Source organism: Sorangium sp. So ce363, from assembly GCF_051520435.1.
Taxonomy (GTDB): Bacteria; Myxococcota_A; Polyangia; order Polyangiales; family Polyangiaceae; genus Sorangium; species Sorangium cellulosum_B.
In genome coordinates this window covers 5,706,879-5,723,172 of sequence record NZ_CP150333.1, presented here as the reverse complement: position 1 = coordinate 5,723,172, position 16,294 = coordinate 5,706,879, and the positions used below count along the sequence as shown (strand labels likewise).

General features: G+C 70.1%; 15 protein-coding genes and 1 pseudogene. 8 read left to right on the top strand and 8 right to left on the bottom strand.

Annotated features, from left to right (window positions below; translation table 11 throughout):
* Nucleotides 1-231 precede the first annotated feature (231 nt).
* Nucleotides 232-489 (bottom strand): hypothetical protein, encoded by a 258-nt coding sequence (locus WMF12_RS21705; RefSeq protein WP_437873415.1) that lies wholly within the window; start codon nucleotides 487-489, stop codon nucleotides 232-234.
* Between WMF12_RS21705 and WMF12_RS21700 the strand changes: the two genes are divergently transcribed.
* Nucleotides 488-1,471, top strand: a complete 984-nt coding sequence (locus WMF12_RS21700) for an MBL fold metallo-hydrolase (RefSeq protein WP_437873414.1) — start codon at nucleotides 488-490, stop codon at nucleotides 1,469-1,471. The two genes, WMF12_RS21705 and WMF12_RS21700, sit on opposite strands and share 2 nt — an antisense overlap.
* Nucleotides 1,472-1,523: 52 nt before the next feature.
* On the opposite strand, the gene WMF12_RS21695 is transcribed toward WMF12_RS21700, so the two are convergent.
* Nucleotides 1,524-2,444, bottom strand: coding sequence for a helix-turn-helix domain-containing protein (locus WMF12_RS21695; protein WP_437873413.1), 921 nt, complete (start codon nucleotides 2,442-2,444; stop codon nucleotides 1,524-1,526).
* A gap of 216 nt (nucleotides 2,445-2,660) precedes the next feature.
* On the opposite strand from WMF12_RS21695, the gene WMF12_RS21690 reads away from it, so the two are divergent.
* The 4 genes from WMF12_RS21690 to WMF12_RS21675 all read left to right on the top strand — a co-directional run bounded on the left by WMF12_RS21690 (nucleotide 2,661) and on the right by WMF12_RS21675 (nucleotide 4,795).
* Nucleotides 2,661-3,020, top strand: a complete 360-nt coding sequence (locus tag WMF12_RS21690) for an SLOG family protein (RefSeq protein WP_437873411.1) — start codon at nucleotides 2,661-2,663, stop codon at nucleotides 3,018-3,020.
* A 53-nt stretch (nucleotides 3,021-3,073) separates the two neighbouring features.
* Entirely contained in the window at nucleotides 3,074-3,616 is a 543-nt protein-coding gene (locus WMF12_RS21685; protein ID WP_437873410.1) for a hypothetical protein, read from the top strand.
* A gap of 123 nt (nucleotides 3,617-3,739) precedes the next feature.
* Nucleotides 3,740-4,207, top strand: coding sequence for an HD domain-containing protein (locus WMF12_RS21680; protein ID WP_437873409.1), 468 nt, complete (start codon nucleotides 3,740-3,742; stop codon nucleotides 4,205-4,207).
* Between the two features lie 69 nt (nucleotides 4,208-4,276).
* The gene (locus WMF12_RS21675; protein WP_437873408.1) at nucleotides 4,277-4,795 is read left to right on the top strand and encodes a hypothetical protein; all 519 of its coding nucleotides are present in this window, start codon (nucleotides 4,277-4,279) and stop codon (nucleotides 4,793-4,795) included.
* Between the two features lie 112 nt (nucleotides 4,796-4,907).
* Here the strand turns inward: WMF12_RS21675 and WMF12_RS21670 are convergent, their stop codons facing one another.
* Both WMF12_RS21670 and WMF12_RS21665 read right to left on the bottom strand, forming a co-directional pair.
* Complete coding sequence (locus tag WMF12_RS21670; protein ID WP_437873407.1) at nucleotides 4,908-6,284, bottom strand: DUF5939 domain-containing protein; 1,377 nt, start codon at nucleotides 6,282-6,284, stop codon at nucleotides 4,908-4,910.
* Nucleotides 6,285-6,462: 178 nt separating this feature from the next.
* Complete coding sequence (locus tag WMF12_RS21665; protein ID WP_437873405.1) at nucleotides 6,463-7,401, bottom strand: fibrinogen-like YCDxxxxGGGW domain-containing protein; 939 nt, start codon at nucleotides 7,399-7,401, stop codon at nucleotides 6,463-6,465.
* 307 nt (nucleotides 7,402-7,708) lie between these two features.
* Between WMF12_RS21665 and WMF12_RS21660 the strand changes: the two are divergent.
* From WMF12_RS21660 to WMF12_RS21650, 3 genes and pseudogenes are all read left to right on the top strand, one after another.
* A pseudogene (locus WMF12_RS21660) lies at nucleotides 7,709-7,831 on the top strand (nitrogenase-stabilizing/protective protein NifW); the annotation flags it as partial.
* Nucleotides 7,832-7,874: 43 nt separating this feature from the next.
* Entirely contained in the window at nucleotides 7,875-9,929 is a 2,055-nt protein-coding gene (locus tag WMF12_RS21655; RefSeq protein WP_437873404.1) for a DUF2169 domain-containing protein, read from the top strand.
* A gap of 208 nt (nucleotides 9,930-10,137) precedes the next feature.
* On the top strand, nucleotides 10,138-11,373 hold the full coding sequence (locus WMF12_RS21650; protein WP_437873403.1) for a TIGR02270 family protein: 1,236 nt from the start codon (nucleotides 10,138-10,140) through the stop codon (nucleotides 11,371-11,373).
* Nucleotides 11,374-11,448: 75 nt separating this feature from the next.
* Here the strand turns inward: WMF12_RS21650 and WMF12_RS21645 are convergent, their stop codons facing one another.
* From WMF12_RS21645 to WMF12_RS21630, 4 genes are read right to left on the bottom strand one after another with little or no spacing between them, the layout of a single operon-like run.
* Entirely contained in the window at nucleotides 11,449-12,456 is a 1,008-nt protein-coding gene (locus tag WMF12_RS21645; RefSeq protein WP_437873402.1) for a hypothetical protein, read from the bottom strand.
* Nucleotides 12,457-12,467: 11 nt separating this feature from the next.
* Nucleotides 12,468-14,048, bottom strand: coding sequence for a PAAR-like domain-containing protein (locus tag WMF12_RS21640; RefSeq protein ID WP_437873401.1), 1,581 nt, complete (start codon nucleotides 14,046-14,048; stop codon nucleotides 12,468-12,470).
* A 15-nt stretch (nucleotides 14,049-14,063) separates the two neighbouring features.
* Complete coding sequence (locus WMF12_RS21635; RefSeq protein ID WP_437873400.1) at nucleotides 14,064-15,143, bottom strand: hypothetical protein; 1,080 nt, start codon at nucleotides 15,141-15,143, stop codon at nucleotides 14,064-14,066.
* A gap of 1 nt (nucleotide 15,144) precedes the next feature.
* Nucleotides 15,145-16,281 carry a DUF2169 family type VI secretion system accessory protein gene (locus WMF12_RS21630; protein WP_437873399.1) on the bottom strand — a complete coding sequence of 379 codons (1,137 nt, stop codon included), beginning with the start codon at nucleotides 16,279-16,281 and terminating at the stop codon, nucleotides 15,145-15,147.
* Nucleotides 16,282-16,294: the final 13 nt, after the last annotated feature.

Sequence of the window (16,294 nt, the reverse complement as noted above, 5' to 3'; positions counted from 1 at the left end):
TCGCCGCCGAACCCGTTCGTTCGAGCCCTGCCAGAGCTCCCCAGGGGGCCCCGCCCAGCTCCGTCGCCGCTGGGCTGGCTCCCCAGGGGGCCCCGCCCAGCTCCGTCGCCGCTGGGCTGTCGAGGGCGCCGCCCGCCGCGAGCACGCCCCGTGAACTGCCCCGCCGGTTTGCAGCTCGCGGTGGGGGGATCGCCGCCGGTTTGCCGCTCGCCGGGGAAGGAGCCCGTATCCCTATCGCATCGTCGCCACGGTCGAGGAGGCGCAGCGCCAGGCGCAGGCGTGGCTCGGGCTCGACGGCGAGGCGTCGAGCGCCGGCATGGCGAGCCGCGTCTGCTGAGCGAGGCTGCACACGACCCCCTGATCGCCGCTGGCGCGTACGAGCAAAACATTGGCTTGCGGGAGGAAGCGCGCCAGCGCCGACCTCCGCATCTTCTCTCCCGTCTCCGGGGCAGGACGCCCCGCGATGCCATCGAGAGAGGAACCCCCCATGTCGAAGCTCATCCGCGCCGCCGCTGTCGCCTCGTTCACCGCCCTCGCCGCCTGCGCCTCGGAGGCCGCGGGCCCGGGCGTGCCGGCCGAGGGCCCCACCGGCGCGCCGGCCGCGCGGCTCGCCGCGTTCTCGTCGGACGCCGCCGGCTTTGATACGCGCTCGTATTACTACGACACCGGGCGCGAGGTCGTCGTGTTCGACGCCCAGTTCACGGGAGCGTACGCCCGGAGCGCCATCGAGCAGATCCGCCGGGAGACGCAGAGCCCGATCACGTACGTCGTGGTGACGCACCCGAATCCGGACAAGTTCAACGGCGCCTCCGAGTTCCAGAAGATCGGCGCGAAGGTCGTCGCGAGCCGCGCCACCGCGGGCGCGATCGACGAGGTCCACGCCTACAAGAAGGCGTACTTCATCGGCGCAGGCATGTTCACCGAGGAGACGTACCCGCCGAAGGCCGTCGTCGACGTGACGTTCGAGGGCACAACCTCGCTCCCGCTGGAGGCCGGCGCGGTCGATCTGCGCGAGCTCGAGCACGCCGGCATCTCGACGACGCAGACCGTCGCGATCGTCCCCTCGGCCAGGGCGCTGGTCGTCGGCGATCTCGTGCACCACAAGGCGCACGCGTGGCTCGAGGGCGGCATCCGCAACGGCAAGCCGTCGCCGGACCTCGCCTCGTGGCGCGCGGCGCTCGACGAGCTGCTGGAGTTCGACGGGCTCACCGTTCACGGCGGCCGGGGGCAGACCGCGCCGGTGCGGGCCGCGGTGGACGAGCAGAAGGCGTACCTCACCGGGATGGAGTCCCTCGTCGAGCGCTACGTCGCCTCGCTCGGCGCGACGAAGAGCGAGCTCTCGGGGGCCGAGGCGTCGAGTCACCACAAGAAGCTCGCGGCCCTCGCGAGCGCCGAGTTCCCTGACTACGATCTCGCCTACATGATCGAGTACGGCGTCTACGGGCTCGTGAACGCGATCGCGAGCAAGTGAGGGCCTCGGCGTGGCCGCCCGGGCGCGCTGTTCGCTCGCGCGCCGCGCCGCTTCATCCCGTGGGCGCTTCGTTCGCTTGTGCGCGAGCCCGGTAGTCCTTCGGTCGCTCGCCCGTGAAGGCGGCGAACGCGCGGGTGAACGCCCCCAGGCTGTCGAACCCGATCGCGACCGCAACGTCGGTGACGCGGGCGCCGCTCACGGCCAGCAGATCCATCGCGCGCAGCATCCGGGCGGTGCTCAGGTACTCGGTCCACGTCGTCCGCGCCTCCTCGACGAACCGCCGCGACAGCGTGCGCGTCGAGGTGCGCGCCGCGCGCGCCGCGTCGTCGAGGGTCGGATGCTCGCCGAGGTGCTCGCGCGCGAACCGCATCGCGCGGGCGAGCTCGGGCGAGCGCGCGACCGGCAGCTTGAACGGGAGCGGCTCGGCGACCCACTCCCGGCACAGCGCCCCGAGCGTCTTGAAGAAGAGCGACGCTGTCGCGTCGCGTCCGCCGTGGTCTGGCCCCCAGCGCATCGCGTGGAGGACCATCTCTCGCGCGAGCGGCGTCACCGCGAAGACGCGGCAATCGACGCGCTCCTCGCCTTGCGCGTCGCCGGAGGGCAGCGGCTCCTGGGTGAGCCGCGGCGACAGGTACACCGTCCGCAGCGCGACGGGCCCCGCGGCGTGCGCGCGGTGCATGACGTGGGCCGCGATGAACGCCGCGCGCTGCGGCGGCAGGATCCAGTGGGCGCTGCCGACCTCGAGGTGCAGGACGCCCGCGCTCGCATAGAGCAGCTGGTGCTTGCGGTGCGCGTGCACGTCGCCGCTGAACGGCAGCACATCGTCGGCGAGGCCGAACGCGGGCAGGTCGACCGCATCGACGTCGACCTGCGCGCGCGGCGCCGAGCGCGACGCCGCCGGCGTAGGCGAGCCGGCGAGGAGCGGGGCGGACGCCTTCAGGACGCTCCCGGCCGGAGGGGGCGTCGTGCTCACCCCGCGCGCGGCCTGCCCATCGGCACGGCGGGTTGCACTTCTCGATCCCATGCTCGTTGAGATGATAGGGCGGAATTCGCCGCGAGGACGCTCGGCGAGGCGGTCGTCCCACAGAGCAGGATGCTTCGGCGGGCGGGTGCTGCGCCGGGAGGGCCAGGCGGGGGTGTGTACCTCCTGATGTTCCCGCTCCGCGCGCTTCGAGGGTAGGATGGCGGAATGACGCGTGTGATCGTCGCCGGCGCTGTGGCGTGGACCGACGTGGACGCGATCCGGCGCGAGCTGGCGAAGCTTCCGGTGGGGGCGGCCGTGATCCACGGCGACTCGCCGGGCGCGGACGCCCTCGCCGGGCGCGTCGCAGCCGAGCTAGGGCTCGCCGTGGAGCCGATGGCGAAGAACAAGGCGGACTATGCGAAGTACAAGCGTGGTGCCTGGAAGGGGCTCAACGAGCGGATGCTGGCGAGCGGGGTAGCGCGGGTGCTGGTGTTTCATCCGGCGTTCGAAAAGAGCCGCGGGTCGGGGCACCTCGCCGGGCTGGCGAAGGCCGCTGGTGTCGAGGTGAGCGTGTTCGCGGAGTGAGGGGCACGGAGGGCGCGGCTGGCAGGAGTGCAACTGTTGAGAGGTTCTGGGACATGACGGCAGCTTGGCGACAGCACCCGAGGCTCGACGGCCGTTTCCACGTCGACCACCCAGATGACCTGCAAGTCCTGGTTCACGATGGTGGGCCGCGGCTCACCGATCGCCGTCCGGAGCTTGTCTGGGTGCGCGTTACCGCATGCGACGGCGATGTCTTCACCGCTCGGGTCCTGAACCAACCGCACCAGCTGAAGACCGTCAACGACGGCGCAGAGGTTCGGTTCATTGCGCCGATCGGCGGCGAGAACCTGCTGCAGGTCCGCGAGCAGTACCTGCGAGAGCGCGCAGACTGGACCATTGGCCCGTGTAGCAAGTGTGGCCTGGACGAGCTGTTCGACGCGCCTTCCGAGCTGATCGCGAAGGTCTTCCCGAAACTTCCCGCTGGCGCAACAATGGACGCGTTCAGCGCCTTCTGCGGTGCCTGCGGCGGTGTCCAGATGGTCCAGCACAAGGACGTCAGAGAGGACGACGGTGAGGGGCCGGACAAGCAAGCGGAACAGCAGTCTCCCGGCAAAAAGTGGTGGCAATTCTGGAAGTGAACCATTGGATGAATGGCCATCACGAGAAGTCATCCAGACGCGTGAAGGGCAAGATGTCTCATGTTTCCTGCCTCCCGCGATGACGCCAGATCGCTGCTCGCTACCCTGGGCGCTCCGCCTCACTTGCTGCGGCACGTCGAGCTCGTCGGGGAAGCGGCCGATCTGCTCATCGTCCTCTTCCGCGAGCAGGGCATTCCGATCGACGAGGACTTTGTCCGGGTTGGCGTGGTGCTCCATGACGCCGGCAAGATCGAGCACCCTCGAGAGCTCACGGGGCCTGGCAACGAGCACGAACCCGCAGGCGAGCGAATGCTCCTCGCGGCTTCCGTCACGCCGGCGCTCGCGAGAGTGTGTCTGTCGCACGCGCGCTGGCAGCAGATGGCACCTACACTGGAGGAGCTCATCATCGCCTTGGCCGACAAGCTCTGGAAGGGAGTGCGCGCGCCGGACCTGGAGGAACGAGTGCTTCTGGAAGCCGCGGCGCGCGGCCGCCGTGATCGCTGGGGCCTGTTCATCCCCTTCGACTCTTGCTTCGAGAGGATCGCTGAACGAGGGCCCCTGCGACTGGAACGTAGCCGACACACGCGCTGACTCCTCGATGGGTCCGCCGGCGCTTCGGGCCGCGGCTCATCCGAGCGTTGGGTAGACTGGAGCAGACTCATGGGCATCTACCTGTTCCGCGTAACCTACACAGCGTGCGCGTTCGAGGGAATGCTGCGCGAGGGCCCCTCTGGAGCCTACTACCAGCTTCCTGACGGTGACAGCGCCGTCGTGAAGACGGCGCCCGCGTGGTGCACGGAATGCGCCACGGTCGTGGACGCGGAGGTTTTGCCGTCGCTCGACGAAGCCAGGCGCGAGCTGGCTGAATTCGAACGCCAAGGTCCCGCCATGCAAGCGTTTCTCGACGATGCCGCCGGCTTGCGTCATCCCATGCTGCTGCTGGAACACCACATCGCAGGTCTGCAGTCGACGCTGAAATGGCGAGCGCTCCGGCAGTCGCCGCCGCGCTGCCTCACGTGTACATCGCATCAGTTTGCGTATCTCCCATGGAGGATTGGGAGCGAGAATCAAGCCATGCAGCATCCGTCGTGTCCCGGAATGCTGAAGTTTGCGACGCACGCTCATGCCGTCCCGCGCGCTCGCGAATACTCGGTGGAGGGGTACCCGCTTGCGTTGTGACGTGGGCAGAGGAGCTTGCGATGAGGCCCGGACGCGATCGGCAGGATGGCGCGGAGCGCGCCGCTGGCCGTGCACTCGTCAGCGGATCCGGTGCGTCGGAGAGGCGCTCGCGTCAGCGCGCAGCCATGCCGGGAAAGCCCGCCGAATGCACGGTGCGGGTCCCCTCGATCCCCTTCAGGTCGACGTGCGAGGCGCGGGGCGGCGTCCAGCCCTCGGCGGTGAGCAGGCCGACGAGCTCGGCGTCGGCGGCGAGCGGCGCAGAGACGGTGAGCTCGCCGCCTGCAGAGACGCCGAGCAGGCGCGCCGCCGTGTTCACGGTGCGGCCGAAGTAGTCGAGGCGCTGGTTCAGGTTGACGAGCAACGCCGGGCCGCGGTGCATGCCCGCCCGGAGCACGAGGCGCTCGCCCTCGGGCCGGCCGGCGTTGCGGCCGAGCATGCCGTGCATGGCTGCGCTCAGCGCCGTCACCGCGGACCGCTCGTCCAGGAAAGTGGCCATGACCGCGTCGCCGATGGTCTTGACCACCGCGCCGCCCTGAGCTTCGACGGCGCCAATCACGATGTCGAAGTGATCGCGCACCAGGTTGTACGCGGGGGCGTCGCCGATCCGCTCGTACAGCCGCGTGGAGCCGCACAGATCCGTGAAGACGATGAGGACCGATCGGACCGTCAGCCGCTCCCGCGCCGACAGCACCATGCCGCCGAAGTAGCGCCGGTACTCCGGCACGTGGAGCAGCTCGAGCCCGCTGAGCCGCCGCGGCAGGCTGGCCGGATCGAGCTCGTCCTTCAGGACATCGTGATGAACGATGAAGCCGCACTGCGGCCAGCCGACGTTGGTGAGCGCTATCTTGAGCGGGCCGGGCCGCACCGCGAGCTCCGTCACGTCATAGTGGGGTCCCGCGAGCTGCGAGATCGCGACGGCCTGCACCTCGTCCGTGGGCTCACCCTCGACGCGAAGGATGCCCTTGGCGCGGGTCAAGGGGCAGAAGTAGCGGTAGCGGCCCGGGGTGAGCACCTCGGTCGCCGCTGCGGTCTCGCCGAGCGCGGCGGTGATGCCATAGCGGGGGTGGAGCGCCGACGGCGGCTGGCAAACGGGGGGGAAGCCGAGGTCCTCGATGGACCGGCCGAGCGAGAACGTCACCTCGACGCGCGCCGAGATGTCGACGTCGAAGGAGTACTCGCACATCGGGCAGAACGAGACGGCGGCGGCCGTGGCGAGGTCGTCGATCGCCTCGGCCAGCATGTTGCAATGGCCGCAGTGGACGTCCCAGTGCATGTCGAAGAGGCCAGTCTGGGTGCCGTGCAGCAGGACGCGGATGACCGCGTGCGCGTCGAGCGCGGTGTCCGCCGCGACCACGTGGGGGTTGATACGGTAGCGACGGATGAGCGGCGCGTCGTGGAGCCATCGCTCGACCGCATCGATCTCGCCTGCGTTCACGGGGTGCTGCTGCCTGAGCCGCTCGAACAGGCTCTTCAGACGGTGGGTATCCATGGCTACTCCCCGAGCATGCGCATGTCTCGCACGCGGCGGGAAGCGCCACGTGCGTGCCCGGCCGCGCCGCCCCCCCACGTTCCCACGTGGTGCTCCCTGCCGGTCCGGGGTCAATCAAAGGCAGGCCGTGCTGGCTGCCAGCCCGTCCCCCGCCGAGCGGCGGTGTCCCGGCTGGCGTTCACCACCGGACCCAGCGGGATATCCTCCTCACGCGCGTATACCCGCTCTCGTCGGCGTAGAGACCCAGGCGCCGCGCGGCCGCTGATTGCAAATGGGGCCCCCAGCCGCTGTCGTCCAGCGGGGTGTCCGCGTCGGAGCCGAGGTTGTATACCCAGCAGGCGCTGTAATGCTGGGTCACGTGCGAATACTGCTCCGAGCAGTTCGACGTCGAGGTGTCTCCGTCGAAGTCCGAAGAGGACCAGCCAGCCGCGAACTGCGCCGCATAGATCTCGGAATCGCCGGACACGAGCTCCGGGGACTTGAAGCGCAGGGTTTCTGGCTCGATCCCGGTCGTCCGTGCGTGGAATAGCTGGACGACCTTCCCCTCCAGGTCTTCCGCCTCATCGCGGTACTCGGTTCCATGGAGATAGAGCCACCCCGCATAGACGTTGGCGCCGAGCGACGGCTCGCCCTTGCCGCCGAATCGCTGGAGCAGCGGAATGTCCCAGAAAGGCATCGTGGTACCCGTCTCCGAGCCGACGCTGTTGTAGAGGAGCGTCCAACCGCCGCCGTCGGTCTCCATGTCGCAGTAGACCGCTGGCGGCTGGATCGCCCCGGCGGCGCCGGGATCGGAGAGGTACACGCCGCTCGGCGAGCCGGCAGGGACGCTGGCGCAGCCCGGGTAGACGCACGCTTCGTTGACCTTGCCGTCGCAGTTCTCGTCGGCGGGCGTGTCGCACAGCTCGTCCGTGGGCTGGACCTGCCCCTCACAAGGCCCATAGTCCATCCCGTCGTCATCGCAGGTCTTGATACCGGTCTTGCAGGCGCCCACGGCGGCCGTGGACGGCGGGCCGCTGTAGCAGAGCTCCTGCGTTCCGGGCACGCAGATGGGCTCGAACTTCCGCGGCGAGGAGGAGCACGCCGCTGCGGCCAGCAGCGCGGCTGCCGCACAGGACATACGCGCTTTCGATGCGACGCCGATGAGCATCCGTCTTCTCCCCTCGGTTCCCGCGCGGCCAGAGCTACACGGCGCAGCGCCCGTGGACGTTCGCCCCTGCGCCCGGCAAGAGCGCGAACAACTCAGGCGAGCACGTCCTCTTGATGCCGCAGGAGAAGATGCGTTTCTCGGAGGACGAGGCGGATCAGGCGTCCGCGGCGCGCTGTACCACGATGATGGCTGCTGGGCGAGCTCCTGTGGCTCTAGAGGGCATTGCCGTCCCGAACGAGCTTGACCACGACGTCGGCGCCTCAGAAGGAATGAGCCGGCGGTCCGCGACGTATACCGCGAGCGGCTTGCGGCGGAATATCACGATTTCGTGTCGCGCTCGCCGCTCCAGCAGCGTCTGTTCAAGGTGCTGAAGGACGCGGTGCCCCGCGGTCGAGCTTGACGCCGAAGCGCATGCAGGTGCAGCCAGGACGTGAGGTGCGGGCATGGATGTGATCTCGGATTGTGCCCTCCTTGTGTCGAAGATCGGGTGGCAGCCGCGGCATGGCAGCTTTGCGCTCACCGTGGTGTGCAAGGCGACGTTCGAGCTGCGGCCCGAGCTGTCGCCGCTCGCCGCCACGCAGGAGCCCGTGGTCGAGGCCGACGTGTACACCGGCGAGGGCGGTGCCCTCGCGCTGGCGTCGGAGCTGGTGCCGTTCAAGCAGCGGCCCGAGGTGCTCGTCTCCGGGCATGCGTACGCGCCGGAGGGGCGGCCCGTACCGTCGCTTGTCGCGCGGCTCTCGGTCGGTGACATCGACAAAGCGATTCAGGTGGTGGGCGATCGGTTCTGCGGCCACGATGGGCGGCTCGGCGAGCCGGTGCGTTTCACCCGCATGCCGCTCGCATGGGAGCGCGCGGTCGGCGGCCCGGACACCAGCAATCCAGCCGGCAGGCCATTCGGCGCCGCGGCGCGAGCTGACCGCTCGGGCCGCGAGCCGGTGCCCAACCTGTGGCCTGTCGGGCGCCGGCTCGCGTCGCAGGGCGACATCGTCCCGCCGGTGGGCTTCGGCCCGATCGCACCGGCGTGGCCATCGCGCGCGGCCTGCCTGCACCGGCATGCCGCCTTCTGGAACCCGAGGCGGTGGCATGAATGGCCGCTTCCTGAGGACATCGACGGCGGGTACTTCAACGCCGCGCCGCCCGACCAGCAATGCACTGAGCCATTCGGCGCGGAGGTGATCTACCTCGAGAACCTGCACCCCCGCTTCGCGCACCTGTCGACGCGGCTCGCGCCTGTCACGCCGGCCGCGGTGGTCGATCATGGATCCGGACGGCAACGTCTTCAGCTGCGCTGCGACACGCTGCACATCGACACGGATCGCGGGCTCGCGATGCTCGTGTGGCGAGCGCATGTGCTGCTCGAGCGCGCAGACTGCCCTGGCCGCGTGGTCGTGACAGGACCCGGCGCGCCGGAGGCGCTGCCCTCGAGGCTGGCCCGCGACGCGCTCCGCGTGGACGGCACGCTCGCGGTGGGTGCCGCGATGCCCTCGTCGACCGCGCTGCCGTTCTCAGGCGTCGCGGCGCGGGCCCCGAGCTCCGTCCCGCCGCTGTCGTCGGTCCGCGCTGTATTGGCGTCTCTGGCGCCCGCCAGAGAGCACACGACCCAGCCGAGCTCGGGCGCAGTCACACCGTCGCTCATCGAGCATCCGCTCGCGAGGACCGAGGCGCCGAGGCTCGCCGAGCACCCGCTCGCGGGGAGGACCGAGACGCCGGGGCTCGCCGAGCACCCGCTCGCGGGGAGGACCGAGACGCCGGGGCTCGCCGAGCACCCGCTCGCGAGGACCGAGACGCCGGGGCTCGTCGCGTCGTCGGCCGCGCTGCCCTTCGCCTCTACGCAAGGGCAGAGCGTGCCTCGGAGCGACGCCCCGCCCCGAGCGAGCACGTCGGGGCTCCCGTTTGTGCCGCCGTCGGAGCCGCCTCGCCCCTCCGCGCCGCCGCCGCTGCTCGGCGCGATCGCGGCGTTCTCCGCAGGGCCCTCCGAGGCGCCCGCGCCCGTTACCGAGCGGCCTCCCGCCGTGGAAGCCGATGCGACGGACGCGCCGGGGCCGGTCGTCGAGCCCGCGTTGGAGGTCGCATTCGAATCGTATCCGCCCGAGCGATGCGGAGCGATCGCAGCGCGCCTCGCGTGCGACGTGGGCTCGACCGGCGACGTGCTCCGCGCCGAGGAGCTCAACGAGGCGCGATGGCAGCGCGTCCACGCGCACTGGCTCGACCGGATCCGCGATGAGGCCGCGCGCAGCAGGAAGGCGTTGCTCTCGATCTACGACAATGCCTACGTGAGCGCGCTCGAAGCGGAGCGCGGCCCCATTGCGCCAGACGACTACGCGCGCCTCGCCGAGGCCGCCGAGCGCAGCGAGATCGCGGGAGCGCTCGCCGAGCGCGGCCTCCCGGCGGGCGCGTGGCCGCACATTCACCGCGTATGGATACAGCGCCTGGTGAAGGATGTGCGCCTTGGCAAGCAGGTGCGGAGGGTCATCGATGCGCTGCGCGCGGCGAGTTGAGCCCGGCGTCCGTTGATCTCGACCGGGCCGCCCTGAATCCGGCTCACACCGATCGTGATCGCCGTCGCGCGTGATCGCACACGGACTGGACACGGAGCGTCGAGCGAGCGTGCCAAGTGCGTGACACCGCTCGACAGCGACCCGCGCTGCGCCAACAATGCCGCGCGCGTTGCGCGGTGGGCGCGACCGGTAGCCGAGCGCGCGGGCGATGAACAGGGTCCTGGTTCAGATCGTTGAGAGGCACGCAGATGAGGCCTCCTTCCTGTGGGAGCGACGGGAGCGGGCGTGCCGCTCGCCGCTGTTCGATCTGGACGCGCTCGCGGAAATCGACCGGAGGCTCCAGGCGAACCTGGAGGGCCTCGTCATCGCCGGTGATGTGGGCCTCGAGAAGAGCCTGGATGCAGCGTCGCGCGGCGGCGTCCCCGAGCTCTTCGTCGCCGTGCACGTCGCCGCAGAGCGGGGCAACGCGATGGCGCTGGCCCGGCTCCTCCTCGGCGCCGAGAGGCGACCGGGAGCTGAGCGCGCCGTGGTGTCGGCGCTCGCGTGGCTTTCGGCCCTGCGCGCGAGCAACGTCCTCGGCGAGCTGCTCGCCAACGAGTGTCCGCCCGCGTTCCAGGGCTTCGCCATCGCGGCGCACGCTGCCCGCCGACAGGATCCCGGCGCAGCGCTTCGTAGGAGCATGGGCGCTCCGGATGCCGGGCTCCGCGCGCGAGCCTTTCGCGCTGCAGGTCGGCTCGGGCGGCGCGACCTCCTCCCGGAGCTGTGCGCGGCGGCGCGGCCCGGCGAGGACGAGGCGTGGCCGTGGGCCGCGTGGGCCGCGGTGCTCCTCGGCGACACTGGCGCTTTGCCTTCGCTGTGGGAAGCCGCCGCTGCCCGGCGCGAGCCCGCGGCCTCCGCCGCGTGTGAGCTCGCCGCGCGTTGTGTCGGCGCGGCGGAAGCGGCCGCCCGCCTCGCCGAGCTCGCCGCGTCTCCGGAAAGCTTGCCGACGGCGCTCTCGGGTGCGGCAGCTCGGGGCGATGCGGCGTGCATTCCGTGGATACTCGAGGTGATCGAGCGCGAGCCCGCGCTGGCGCGCCGCGCCTCATGGGTGTACGCGACCATCACCGGCGCCAGGCTGGAGCCGCCGCTCGCCGTGCGTGCGCCCGACATCGATCCTCCCGATGAGGTGGTGGCCCGAACCGTCGCGAGCCCCTGGGAGGACTTGCCCGAGCCCGATTGCGCCGCGATCCGCGCGCACTGGGAGCAGGCGCGGCCCGGACATGCGCCAGGAGAGCGGCGCCTCGGCGGGCGCGCGCTCACGGCCGCGTGGGTCAAGGTGTGTCTCCGCACAGGCGCTCAGCCGTGGCGGGCCTCCGCTGCGGTGGAGCTCCTGCGGGCGTCGAGGACAGGCGGGCTGTTCCCGGTGCACGCGCCCGGGTACGCGCAGGCCGCCCTGCTGAAATAAGACAGCGGCCCTGGCGTGGACGCCGGAGCGCGCCACACCGCTCGATGTGATCGATAGGGTGGCCGGCTCCGCGCTTCAGGCAAACTCGTGGGAGCTGAAGAGGAGCTCCCAGCGCGCTCCATCGAACAGCGCGGCGCCCTGCGCGCCGGCAGTGAGCAGATGGCCGCCGTCCGGGGAGACGTCGATACGGCCCGACACCAGGAAGACCTCCGCTGGGATATCCGCCTTCGCGAGCTCGTCTCCCTCGACCGTCCACAGACCGTAATCTGAGCCGCACCACAGCTTGCCTGCGAACCAGGCGCTGTCCCGGAACGGCACGCTGCGCTCGACGTCGACCAGGAGCTTCCAGGCGTCGCCGCGGCCGACCCAGACGCTGCCCGTCTGGGTGGTCACATAGACCTTGCCATCGGCGCCGCAGGCGACGGTGCACAGCCGCTGGTTCGTGGGGAACGCGCACCGGCCCCACCGCGCGCCGTCGAAGCGCCACACCTCACCGGCGTCGCCCACCACGTACATGTCCGTCTCCGAGAAGCCGGCCAGATCGTTGAACGTGTAGTTGGTCTGCGCCTCGATCCGATCGTCCTCGTGGCTGCTGCTCAGCTTCTTCGGCAGAGGCATCCCGTTGTCCAGCGGCGCCCAGGACGAGAGGCCCGCGCGAAGGTACACGCGGCGCGGCCAGCCCACCGCGTAAACGGATCGCCCGACACGCGCGATCTTGCTCGTGGCGGCCAGGAGCGTCGTGGAAGGGAGCTCGCCCGGGATGTCGGCCTCCTGACCTGCGCGGGATCGGTCGTAAGAGAAGACCTGTCTGCCCGTGTCGACGGCCACGAACTCGACCGCCGACGGGCCATACGCGATCTCGGTGAAGCCGAAGTTGCCGAGCTCGCTGCGGACGAACCGCTTCTGATCCAGGGGTCTGTCGGCGCGCGCGAACAGGAAGCGCGTCCGCGGCAGGGGATCCCTGTGGGGGCTGTCCGTGCTCTCGACCATCACGTAGAAGGTGCGCGCGGCGTCCATGATCGCGCAGTCATACACGGTATAACCTGCGCAGTGCCTCTCCCAGTGCTCTCGGTCCAGGATCATCCGCCTCTCCACTACATCCCGTCGTGTTCGACGCTGGGTCCGCCGCCGGCCATCCCGGAGTGGGGCACGACCTTCGCGCCCGCCAGCGGGCCGCAGTTATGGGCGCCCTGGTAATACGCGTCAAGCTGCGCCTTGAGGCAGCCGGGGTCGCACCCATAGAGGCGGGCGACCTCGTTCACCATCAGATCGCGCGCTTCCCTGTAGCTCATCGTGCGGCTATTCAGGTGCGGCTTCATTTTCAATTCCGTGTATTTGTGAAACAGCCCGTGACTGCCCTGCGTGTTGTTGGTGCCCTCCATGCAGATCGTCGGGGCGCCCTTCTCCGTGTAGCCCTGCCAGCACTCTTCTTTCGGCAGGTTGTCGCGCGGGATGGTCTTGCCCTTCGTCGCGGGGTCCTTGTTCCACGCATCGCGGTACGCCGCCGTCTTCTCGGGGTTGCGGAACATCGCGTCCGGCAGCAGGTGGTGCCCTGTCTGCCCGGGGCAACATCCCTTTCCGGCCCAGGTGTCCGCCTGGCTGTCGGTCTCCTTGTAGGGGACCAGCAAGCACTTGCGCGCCCGGAGGCACGGGCTCGCCGCCGCGTAGGCGCTCTGCACGTCGGCCATGACCTCGCTGGCGACCTTCTTCTGCTCCTCCGGTGACAGCTTGTCGAAGTTCTTTATCTTGTCCTTGAACCTGTCGAAGGCGCTGGTGATCTTCCTGGCGCCCTCGTCCAGCGACGAAGCCATCTTCTTCAGCTCGTCGAGCTCTTCCCTCATCTGAGGGATCTTCTCCGCCAGCTCGATGCCCGTGCTGACCACGTCCACCGCGGTGATGACCCATCCGACGATGGGGATCCAGCCGGTGAGCGCGCGGCGCGCGGCGAACGCGCCCGCCTTCTTCACGGCGAACTCGGCGATCTCTTTCTCCAGCTTGGCGATGACCTCGCTCTGCAGGGTGGCGGTCGCCTGGTTGATGACCGCGTTGATGTCGCCGAAGTCCTTCAGCCAGCTGTCGAAGTCGACGCCGGGCTTGACGAAGAGCGGCCCGCAGTGGTCGAGCACCCACGAGCCGTGGTTGCCGCCTTGTCTGTCCGCCGGGATGCCCTTGCGCTTCTTCCGCTTGTCCTCGTCCGGCTTGCAGCGCTTCTCCATGCGCTCGACGTCCTTCTTGCAGGCGCCGGGCGGCGCGGCGCGGGAGATGTAATAGACCGGCGGCGTGTTGGCGGGGTTGGAATGGTTGTGCGTCACCATGTCCATGTGCCGGGTCACGGCGAGCCCCTCGACGAACACGTTGGGGGACCAGGAGACGAAGTAGCACCTGCCCTGCACGGCGCCGGAGACCGTGCCTTTCTTCATGGCCTGCGTGGCCGGCTCATCGCCGTAGCTCGTCGCGAAGTAGCTCTTGTCCTCGAGGCAGATCTCTTCCCCCTTGATGAACACCGTCTTCGAGCCGTTGGTGATATCCGGGGCCTTGCACATGTTCATGTAAGGCACCGGCACGCCGGGGAACGGCGCGCCGGGGGAGAAGCAGACGTCGGTGGCCATCACCGATGTTCCGTCGGCGCTCCTGGAGCAGATCTCGTTGCCGTTTGCGTAGACGTGGTGGGCCATCGGATTCACCCGTTCTCATGAAGCGACGAGCAGCAGCGCTCCGCGCGGCGCGGCGCTGCAGGAGAGGTGCACGAGCGTGTTCGGGCCGGCCGCCCGGCCGTTGCGAGCGTCGTCGAGCGCGATCGCGAGGAGGAGCGGCGCCATGGCCGCGCCGATGTGCCCCACCCGCGTGACGGGTGTGAAGAGCTTGTGTCCGGGCGGCGATGGGCCGCGCAGCACGCGCGTCCACGCATAGCTGGCCTCCTCGAAGAAATAGGGTTCCCCGGAGATGTCGGCGTAGCGGGCGTGAACCGCGTCGGCAGGGACGCCGGCTTCCTCCAGGGCCTGCCGGATCGCCCTGGACAGGCCGACGCCGCGGCTGCGCTGCCTCGCTCGCAGCGTCTGCGGCTCGTTTGCCATGCCGAGGCCTGCGATCGAGAGCGCCGGCGCGCGTTGGACGTCCCGCGCGTCCCCCTCGGCGCTGCGCGTGACGAGCACGCAGGCCGCGGCTTCCCCGGGAATGAAGCCCCCGGCGCTCCCGCCGGTGAGCAGCCGTTCGTCGCTCAGCGCCTCGCTGATCTCCTCGGGGTCGAGCAAGCTGTCCGCGCCTGCGACGAGGACTCCGTGGATCGACGGGGAGGCCAGCAACTCTCGAGCGTGAGTGAGCGCCTCGATCAGGCCGGGGCTGCCGCCCTGGATCGCGCGGGCTTCGGCGTGGAGCTTCCTGCCGCAGGCGCTCTCGACGGTGGCGACGCGACGTCGCAGCATGTCCTCTGGCATCGCGGGACGGCCCTCTTCAGGGCCCAGGATCAGGAGGCACGTCCGCGCGACGTCGAGACCGCCGACCTGCTCGAGACACTCGGAGGCGGCCAGCGCGAACATGCGCGCGAGCCTCCCGTCCCCGCCCAGCGTGGCGCCGTCGGCCTCGTCCGGCAGCTCCAGCGCTCCGGGTGGTATCGGCGCGCCGAGGATCGGCTCGCCGAGACGGTCGATGAACTGCGTCTCCGCGAAGCTGTCGATCGAGGCGCGGATCGCGGCGCAGGCCGCGGCCGTCGAGAGGCCGACGCTGCATACGACGCCCGAGGAGACCACGGAGATGGGCGGTTTTGCGGCCATCTCAGTCCAGCGCCTTCGTGACCGGGGCCAGGTCTTCGTCGCTGGTCTCGACACCGCCGCAGCCGCAATCCTCCGTGCCGTAGACCCGGCTCTTCCACCAGCGCTTGCAGACGCTGCCGGCCGCGACCGTGTGGATCTCGTCGATGCTCCGCGCGAGGGGCAGGCGGGCGCGCCAGACGAGGTCGAACGTGGCGCTGTCCGCGTCGATGACGAGGGTGTCGACGACCGGTGCGAGCACGGCGCGGCCGTGGCGCCTCGACAGCGCGACCATGGGCAGATCGAGCTCCGGGAGCCGGAAGCGCGCGACGCCGCTGGCGGAGAGCAGGTTCAGCAGGGTGACCTCCTCACCGCCCTTTGGATAAGGCATCTGCTGATCGGCGGGCGCGCACTGGTGATAACGCTCGTCGAAATCGGGCGGGGGCAGGGGGAAGATCTCGTCCCGCCACGCCTGGTCGTACGTGCCGGCCAGCGCCAGCCTGGGCGCCCAGTTGCGCGCGATCGGCCCGAGCGACATCGGCGCATAGAGCTTCTCGGGATCCGAGATGGGGATGCCGGGGGCCTCGAGGTTGGGGGCGGGCCGACCCTCAAGGAGCTTCAGGAACTTGCCGCGCGCGTAGCCGCACCCGATCAGGTTCGCTGGATGTGCGAGGAAATCGGCGGGGTCGTCGGAGCCGATCGCCCGATGGTCGAACGCGCCGCCGAAGGCGCGGCTGTACGTGATCGGCACCGCGGCGAAGGGCGCTGGCTTGCTCGGCTCGTACCCGCTCAAGCGCTTGACCCAGGTCCTGTTCCCGAGCACGCGGACGGCCTTCTGGATGGGGCCGACCTTGATGCCAGCGATCGTCTCGGTGACCGGCTCGCCTTGCGGCGCGTGCGCGGAGCCCTTGACGATGACGTCGCATGCGGGCTTGAACGGAACTAGGTCGTTCTCGAACAGGGGTGTGGACAGGCCCTCTTCTCCCTCGAACACGTCCTTGTACAGGAGGCCACGCGGCCTGTCGGAGAGCTCGGGCGTCGCCGCGGGGTGGGTGGGGATGCGGTAGGTGGCCTTCGCGACGACCACGAGCCACGGCCGCCCGCTCTTGTCGATCGACTCCGTGGCGTTCATGTCGAGGTTGGTGGCGTTGATGACTTCCATCGGTCGAGCACCC

What these genes read in the sequence shown, in the direction of transcription:
- WMF12_RS21700 (WP_437873414.1), top strand. Translation starts at nt 488, where the DNA reads ATGTCGAAGCTCATCCGCGCCGCCGCTGTCGCCTCGTTCACCGCCCTC.
- WMF12_RS21705 (WP_437873415.1), bottom strand. Translation starts at nt 489, where the DNA reads ATGGGGGGTTCCTCTCTCGATGGCATCGCGGGGCGTCCTGCCCCGGAG.
- WMF12_RS21690 (WP_437873411.1), top strand. Translation starts at nt 2,661, where the DNA reads ATGACGCGTGTGATCGTCGCCGGCGCTGTGGCGTGGACCGACGTGGAC.
- WMF12_RS21685 (WP_437873410.1), top strand. Translation starts at nt 3,074, where the DNA reads ATGACGGCAGCTTGGCGACAGCACCCGAGGCTCGACGGCCGTTTCCAC.
- WMF12_RS21675 (WP_437873408.1), top strand. Translation starts at nt 4,277, where the DNA reads ATGGGCATCTACCTGTTCCGCGTAACCTACACAGCGTGCGCGTTCGAG.
- WMF12_RS21670 (WP_437873407.1), bottom strand. Translation starts at nt 6,284, where the DNA reads ATGGATACCCACCGTCTGAAGAGCCTGTTCGAGCGGCTCAGGCAGCAG.
- WMF12_RS21665 (WP_437873405.1), bottom strand. Translation starts at nt 7,401, where the DNA reads ATGTCCTGTGCGGCAGCCGCGCTGCTGGCCGCAGCGGCGTGCTCCTCC.
- WMF12_RS21655 (WP_437873404.1), top strand. Translation starts at nt 7,875, where the DNA reads ATGGATGTGATCTCGGATTGTGCCCTCCTTGTGTCGAAGATCGGGTGG.
- WMF12_RS21650 (WP_437873403.1), top strand. Translation starts at nt 10,138, where the DNA reads ATGAACAGGGTCCTGGTTCAGATCGTTGAGAGGCACGCAGATGAGGCC.
- WMF12_RS21645 (WP_437873402.1), bottom strand. Translation starts at nt 12,456, where the DNA reads ATGATCCTGGACCGAGAGCACTGGGAGAGGCACTGCGCAGGTTATACC.
- WMF12_RS21640 (WP_437873401.1), bottom strand. Translation starts at nt 14,048, where the DNA reads ATGGCCCACCACGTCTACGCAAACGGCAACGAGATCTGCTCCAGGAGC.
- WMF12_RS21635 (WP_437873400.1), bottom strand. Translation starts at nt 15,143, where the DNA reads ATGGCCGCAAAACCGCCCATCTCCGTGGTCTCCTCGGGCGTCGTATGC.
- WMF12_RS21630 (WP_437873399.1), bottom strand. Translation starts at nt 16,281, where the DNA reads ATGGAAGTCATCAACGCCACCAACCTCGACATGAACGCCACGGAGTCG.